Origin of the sequence: Pseudovibrio sp. Ad37 (assembly GCF_001623075.1) — a bacterium.
Taxonomy (GTDB): Bacteria; Pseudomonadota; Alphaproteobacteria; order Rhizobiales; family Stappiaceae; genus Pseudovibrio.
The window spans coordinates 79,530-86,449 of record NZ_LMCF01000042.1 but is presented as its reverse complement, the minus strand read 5'-3'; the positions used below and the strand labels follow the sequence as shown (position 1 = coordinate 86,449).

The following is a 6,920-nucleotide window of genomic DNA, read 5'->3' as shown; positions in this document are numbered from 1 at the left end:
GCTTCAGCATCGTTGTAATCGTTCTTCTGGCCTTTGACGAAAGGCTTGGTGTATTTGGCGGCGATGATACGGGGATCGAACCCCAGTTTGCGCAATGTTCGGCTAACAAAATGCGCACTCATGCACGCTTCCATGCCCACAATACAGCGCGGCAACTTCTCGAACGTAGCCACGAGGGACAGACGCCTGATCTTTTTCCGAAAAGCGTAGCTACCATCGTCATTGAACCCAACGATGTGTAATGTATCTTTGCCAATGTCGATGCCGACGGAAAGAAGTTCTGTGGTCATGGGACTGCTCCGGTTTCATGAGAACAGGATCACTATAGAGCCTGCGCCTTAGGGGAGCAGGCGGTCCATACCATTACCGGCCATTCGAGCAGTTCTAGCTGAGGTTGAGACATCCCCAGCCGAAGGCTTCTAAAATAAACATGTTCACGAACAAGAATTGCTCAACTGACCATTTGCAGGTTAGATAGACAGTGCTTTGTGCTCTTACCTCCTCTGATTACAAGCCATTTTGCAGTTTTTTCAGCAACTCTTCCGCAGCAGTTTCATTCCCGACAGCATGCGCCTTAAGCTCACCTGAGCAAAATGCTGAAAACCTGCTCAGATGATGGATAGATTCTGCAAACTGGCGTGGCACAATGACTTGGTAAGCGCTTGTTGAACCCGACCTGCCGATACTCGCTTTGCTGGTCTATCATGCGTGTAGTTTTAACTGCATGGATAATGATGATGACAGAAAGCCAAGGACGGCGTTGGAGTGATGAGGACAAGCGCTTACAAACTTGAGAACGTTCATGCTCTTTAATCCCTACCGATATTGGCGAGACCTTAGACAAAAAAGCTGCCTCTCGGCAGCTTTACTCTAAGTTTGGTTTTTCTTTGCGCTCACTCATAGTTCCCCTGACAACCAAGCATTCATTGGCTTGTGGAGCCAGTTGTCAGGGAAGTACAGATACTAAGCAAACTGGAAATCATCCACATGAAGATCAGACTTCAACACATTTTGTAAGGTGATGACATTCTCTTCATCCAACTCAATTTCTGTGTTTCGTCCATTTTGAGTCGCTGCGGCGAGCACTGCATCTAGATCTGCAAACACATCAACATCAAACTTGATTATGTCTTCTGATCCTTCACCTGCTTCAAAGTCGGTGATTACATCCTTCCCAAAGGACGAGCCGCTAAAGACAAATGTGTCATTTCCGGACCCTCCACTCAGAAAGTCATCGCCAGCCCCACCATTCAGTGTGTCATTGCCACCATAGGCTTTCAGTAAGTCATCGCCGGCTTTTGCATCTATGGCATCATCACCATCAGCAGTGTAAAACTCCTCGCCTTCAGCGCTTCCTTGCATATCATAGGATGCATTTAGCCCGAGCTCGTTTGCTTCACTAATGACATCAGACCATTTTTGAGCAAGTTCACTTGTTGGAATTTCAGTAATTAGTTTATCAATCGCCTCTCTGTGTTCGAGGTAATTTTGATAGTCCTCTGCCACTTGAAGCTTATCCAAGGCATCTGTAACGATTGACGAGTTGCTCGGAAGGTTAGATGGGAACTGTTCCGGCCATCCATAGAGCTCCCTGAGTTCCTCAAATGTTTCAAACTCAGCATCTCGATGGAAAGGATTGCTCAAAACGAACGCGATTGGGTCAAGTAGATTTTCTTCAAAATACCCCCAAGCACCCATATCATAAAGTGTTTCACGAATTTCGATGAGCTCATCTCGATAACTATCGGAAGATTCTTTGATTTCCCAGAAGGGCTCTTCGCCTACCGGAGACTCACCAATAAACTCCTCAAAGTTCAGCCCATGCATGTAAATGAACTCTGCTTTTTGCAGTGTGACTTGACCTGCGAAGTTTGACTTCTCCAACGCCCTGATTATTGAAGCCTTACCTTCGAACTGTTCACTTACTTTCTCAATTAAACGAAACAATCCATTCGGATCTGAAACCGCTGAGTTGAGGATCGATTTCACGGTACTGTTAGACTTTACGGTTTCACCAGGCGAAGTTAGTTCAATGCGAGAGCCATCAGCAAACTGCAAAGTTTCAATACGGGTGTTATCGTTCTGCCAGCCTTTGATCCGAACAACATCTGAAAGCTGATCTAACGGAGCATCAGCTTGGTTTTCGTCTTTCACGTAGACTAGAAGGTCTGCTCCATCAGTACGCAATACAACATCATTCTGGCTAACATCTGACAGGAACAGCATATCCTTGTCACCAGAGCTTTCAGAGATAGTGTCTTTGCCATCACCGCGCTGATAGGTGTAAACATCGTTGCCTGCGCCACCTTCAAGGCGGTCAGAACCTTCTCCACCTGTCAGCACGTCTGTGCTGTCACCGCCTTTAAGCGTGTCGTCGCCTTTACCGCCAACAAGCGTATCGATGCCATCTCCACCTTCCAGTGTGTCATTGCCATCACGGCCCTGTAGAACGTCGTTGCCATTGCCACCACGCAAGGTGTCATTTCCAGCATGACCTTCAATCCAGTCGCGCAGTGAAGAACCTGAGACTGTCTGTGTGCCCGTTGCCTGCAGGAGGTTACCTTTCAGGTCTGTCAGCGAGAACGTTAGTCCAGAGGCAAAGGTCAGCGCTTCAACCGCCTTGTTTGTGTCTCTCCAGTTCTTAATGCGAATGGTATCAGTGACATCGGTCAGTGGGATCGCATGATTGTCTTGCGGCAACACATAGATCACCAGATCATTGCCGTCTTGGACAAGGCTGAGATCTTCAAGATCGATGTTAAAGCCAAAGGATATTGAATCTGCTGCGCCTGAAGTATCTTCGACAACATCTTGGCCGTCGCCGCGGCTGAAGAAGTAGGTATCGTCTCCTGAGCCGCCATATAGCTTATCAGAACCAGTCCCTCCGCTTAGCTCATCATTATCGCCATCTCCATGCAGCTCATCATTTCCAGACGAGCCAAAGAGAGCGTCTTCTCCCTCACCACCATAGAGTGTATCAGAGCCTTCGCCTCCTTGAAGGGAGTCATCACCACCATGGCCACGCAAAGTGTCATTGCCAATGCCACCGGACAAGATGTCATCGCCAGCACCACCACTGACTGTGTCATTGCCATCATTGCCAAAAATAGCGACTGTCTCAGTTGCTCCTGAAGCGGTGATAGTATCATCACCCTTGCCAGCATGGAGTGCTTCAACTCCATGACTTTTCAAGTCAAATGTGAGTGCAACTTCACCTGTATAATTGGCAGTATCAAATCCATTTCCACCAAGTACGACAGTATCATGCTCATCAAAGAAGAGGGTATCAGCCCCATCACCTCCCCGAAGCTCATCTGCTCCGCTACCACCGGAGATCAGGTCATCCTGATTACCGCCAGTCAAAACGTCATCTCCACCAAGACCAGAGATCTGAACCGCGGTATCATAGCCAGAGGCATCCAGGCGGTTGCTGCGCTCATCGCCGGTAGCTCCACCCAGTGCATCTGCCATAAGGTTTACATCTGACGAGCCGGAACCAGCCAAAACCCTGTATTCGTAGTTCTCATTGTTTTCAAACTCAATACGGTAACCAGTTACGGTTGCAACCCGACGCCACCCCTCTGCAGTGTAGGATAGTGACATATCGCCAACACCGCCCTCAATCACTTCGCCGTCGCGCGTGTAAGAGGCTAGCCCGAGGACTGAGTTGTCTTCAATGGTGACGTCATTGCTCAAATCAGCATAATCTGTCCCATCATCATATTTGAGATTGATCTGAGTGATACCAAGCTGTTCAAAAGACTTAAGTTCACCTGCATCAGTAATACCGTTCTGGTTCAAATCCTGCCAGACATGCAACTCACTCCATACTTCATCTTGAGCATCAAGCACGCCATCATTATTCCCGCCTCGACTTTCCCATTCATCGAAAGTAGCGAGGGCCTGAAGGTCTGTGGCACCATCCCAATCAAGCCACTTACTCAGCACAAGTTCGTTGGTCTGATCAATTTTGCCATCACCGGCACCGCGGGTGCCATCCGCATTCAAATCAAGTACCAGGAACCCATCATCCACATCTGCCCAAGCTGTTTGCTCCAGATAGCCATCGCCATCCATGTCAAAATTCACTTCAGCGCTGTCACTGACTTCAATGCCGTCTCCGTCCAGATCAATGATCACCGGTTTGCTGTTATCATCTCCCTTTCCATCGTTAGTGTCATTGTCACCAAAGATGGAACCAACGAAGTCACTGATCCCCTGACCAACCTTGCTGATGCCCTCCATGAAGGAGCTGCCGATCTCGCTTACAACCTCAGCAGCTGTCCTTCCAATTTCTCTGAAAGCGTTGCCGATCCCTTTGCCAATTTCTGCAATGCCACCAAAAATGTCACCCTCGCCGAAGCGACCGATACCTTTACTGATCCCAGTCCCGATAGCGCTGACAGCTCGCGTAGCTCCATCCAGGATCTCACCTGCAACATGGAACGGACTAGTGACAATATCACCGATGCCGTCACCTAGCGTGCCGAGCTGATCAAAGAATTTTTCATCGATCGTGTTTCCAACTTGCCCAAGGAAGCCAGATTGGTTGTGAACACGCACTCCGCCAGCAATATAAGTATGCAAACCTTCAACCTCGAAGTTGTAGGTTTTCCAGCCTTCTGGCACTTCTTCATCTAAAACACATTGTCCATCGGCATAAATGGTGCGCTTAGAACTGCGTTCGAACAGATCAGCGGTGTCAGCATCAAAGCGCAATAACTCAGAAGTAACTTCAACGACACTTCCACTTTGATCAATCACACGAGCTGAGCCGTTGCCATCATCAACAAGCTCACCAATCTTGGTAAAGCCACCTGTTTCGTCCAGGAACGCATGGCCAGGTGTTACAATCAAAGGTTCACGGCCATCGGCAAAACTCAGACGCAAGAACTCTTGGGTGACGTTTTGGTATAGCTTAACAACCGTGCCCGCCTCCAAGGAGCTACGACCAAGTTCAAAACTACCTTTATAGCTCGACACTTCACTGGCTTCAGAAAGGAGCTCGATTGGTTGCGATGAACCATCTGGAAGAGAGATTAGTGTTCCTGCAGCAAAGCATTTGTCATCAAACTCAAACAGTTCTAAGCGATACTCATTCTCGTATTTGAAGTCGACGATCAGGGCTTCAATATCGACTACGCCTTTTGCAATTAAGTCGAGTGAGTCAGCATCAATCACCAACCCCAGGCGCAGTGAGGTGTCTAATCCAACAACGACGCCGAATGCGCCACCTTTCACGGCACCAGCAATCTTCGCCCCACCAAAGCCTTCTGCGCTGATTACTTCTCTTTTTTGACTGTCCCAGACGACCTTAAAGTCGCCTCCGCCACCGAAGGCAGAACCGCCGCCCTTTACTGTAACAACCTCTGTCTTAGGATTGTGTGAGACTTCGAAGTTGATGCTACCAAGGCCTGTTCCATAATTAGCAGCGAACTGCTTTACATCCTGGTCAGGAGCCTGATCAGCCGCGACATCTTGAACAGCACTAATAAGCTTGGATTTTGAGACTTCCAGCTTAACATCATTGCTAGTAAATCCAATAAAGCTATTAGATGTCACCTTGAACCCATTTCGAGTGGGCGTATACTCAGCCATTGAAGTTACTTCCTTGTAATACTTTTATAAAAGCCAACAAAAACAACAATATAAACAGGCATCAACAACACGTAACCGACGATGATCTTATAGATCGCACTCCAATACAGATCAGATATCAATTGTGAAGGCGCTAGTGCTACGGTCATGCAGATCAGCAAGCCAACCCACGATTTGAAACTGTTGTTTGAGCACCACTCGATAGCGTTCAAAAATTTGCTCTTTAGATTGCTCATTGTCTCTCCACTCGCTTGTTACGAATGCTCTCTTTTTTCTTGATTTCAGATGCTCAAAGAAGCCTTGCATAGCTCCCTCCGATCAAACCAAACCCAGCTCTTTTTGCTAATTTGTGTAATCGTGGCAGCTCTACATCTGATGTCGCATGCAGAAGGAGCTCACGTGCGTTCCGAGCATTTGCCCACTGCTTTGCACCACTCAGAAGGCCGAGCGCTGCACGACCACCACTGAGGGAAGCACGTACTTCTTTGAGCACATTGATGTTGTGAATGGTGGCCAGAAGGATCCCCTCACCGATATGATACTCACCCACACTGCAAAAGAGCAGGCCAACCGGCTGCTCGGCTTTTAGTGCCAACATCACTGCATGTCTTGTGGGATCCTTGATCGCATTTTCTGCGATCTTCTGCGTCTTCGCTTCTGAAAACGGAATATAGCCAAGGCGACTTTCTTCATGCGCGCACCGCGCTAGTTCTATAACAGCAGGGATATCCTGCTTACTTTCTACCAACCGAAACGAGTATAATTTTCTTGCTTCAGCAGGTCCTCGATCTTCATCTCTTTTCATGATGGGATCAGGCATGGTCACCGTCTGTGTTAATTCATCATATTTCCGGATAACCCAGATATTATGCGACTTACACAGGGCGCACCCATTTTAATATGAGTTTTGCACTCATATTAAAATGGGTGATTAGCTCAAATTGTGTCTATCAGTTCAATCTTCCTAATAGTTGCAGCAATCATTCCAACGCTAAATCATGTAAACGAGGTCTTCACCAACTGCAGGGATCTTCCGCCCTAACCCCCATTTCATGGTGAGCATTCGGTGAGGCCGGCCTGGAAAGCGTAGGCTGCCCCTGTTACGCTGCTTTCTCAGCGTAACACCACGGCATGAGGTCGTTGAGGCGGGTGATCTTGTGATCTGCGATTTGTGTCAATACCCACGGGAGTCTGGCTTGGGGATCTGCGCTGTTGAGCTTGGCGGTTTCGATGAGGGTATAGGCGATTGCCGCAGCTTTACCGCCGCCTTATTGAAGTTTCCGAGTGGCAGCTAGTGGTCTTAGGCAATAAAAGCTACCTTT

At 48.1% G+C, this 6,920-nt stretch carries 4 protein-coding genes and 1 pseudogene; all 5 read right to left on the bottom strand.

Annotation, left to right across the window (positions count from 1 at the left end; genetic code table 11):
- Nucleotides 1-290, bottom strand: a pseudogene (locus tag PsAD37_RS10030) (IS110 family transposase); the annotation flags it as partial.
- A gap of 673 nt (nucleotides 291-963) precedes the next feature.
- Nucleotides 964-5,598, bottom strand: a complete 4,635-nt coding sequence (locus PsAD37_RS29395; protein ID WP_063296026.1) for a calcium-binding protein — start codon at nucleotides 5,596-5,598, stop codon at nucleotides 964-966.
- Nucleotides 5,599-5,709: 111 nt separating this feature from the next.
- Nucleotides 5,710-5,904 (bottom strand): hypothetical protein, encoded by a 195-nt coding sequence (locus tag PsAD37_RS10020; RefSeq protein ID WP_063296025.1) that lies wholly within the window; start codon nucleotides 5,902-5,904, stop codon nucleotides 5,710-5,712.
- Nucleotides 5,888-6,418 carry a hypothetical protein gene (locus PsAD37_RS10015; RefSeq protein ID WP_063296024.1) on the bottom strand — a complete coding sequence of 177 codons (531 nt, stop codon included), beginning with the start codon at nucleotides 6,416-6,418 and terminating at the stop codon, nucleotides 5,888-5,890. The genes PsAD37_RS10020 and PsAD37_RS10015 overlap by 17 nt, the downstream gene beginning before the upstream one ends.
- 280 nt (nucleotides 6,419-6,698) lie before the next feature.
- Complete coding sequence (locus tag PsAD37_RS27475; protein ID WP_244272509.1) at nucleotides 6,699-6,830, bottom strand: transposase domain-containing protein; 132 nt, start codon at nucleotides 6,828-6,830, stop codon at nucleotides 6,699-6,701.
- Between the last annotated feature and the right edge of the window lie 90 nt (nucleotides 6,831-6,920).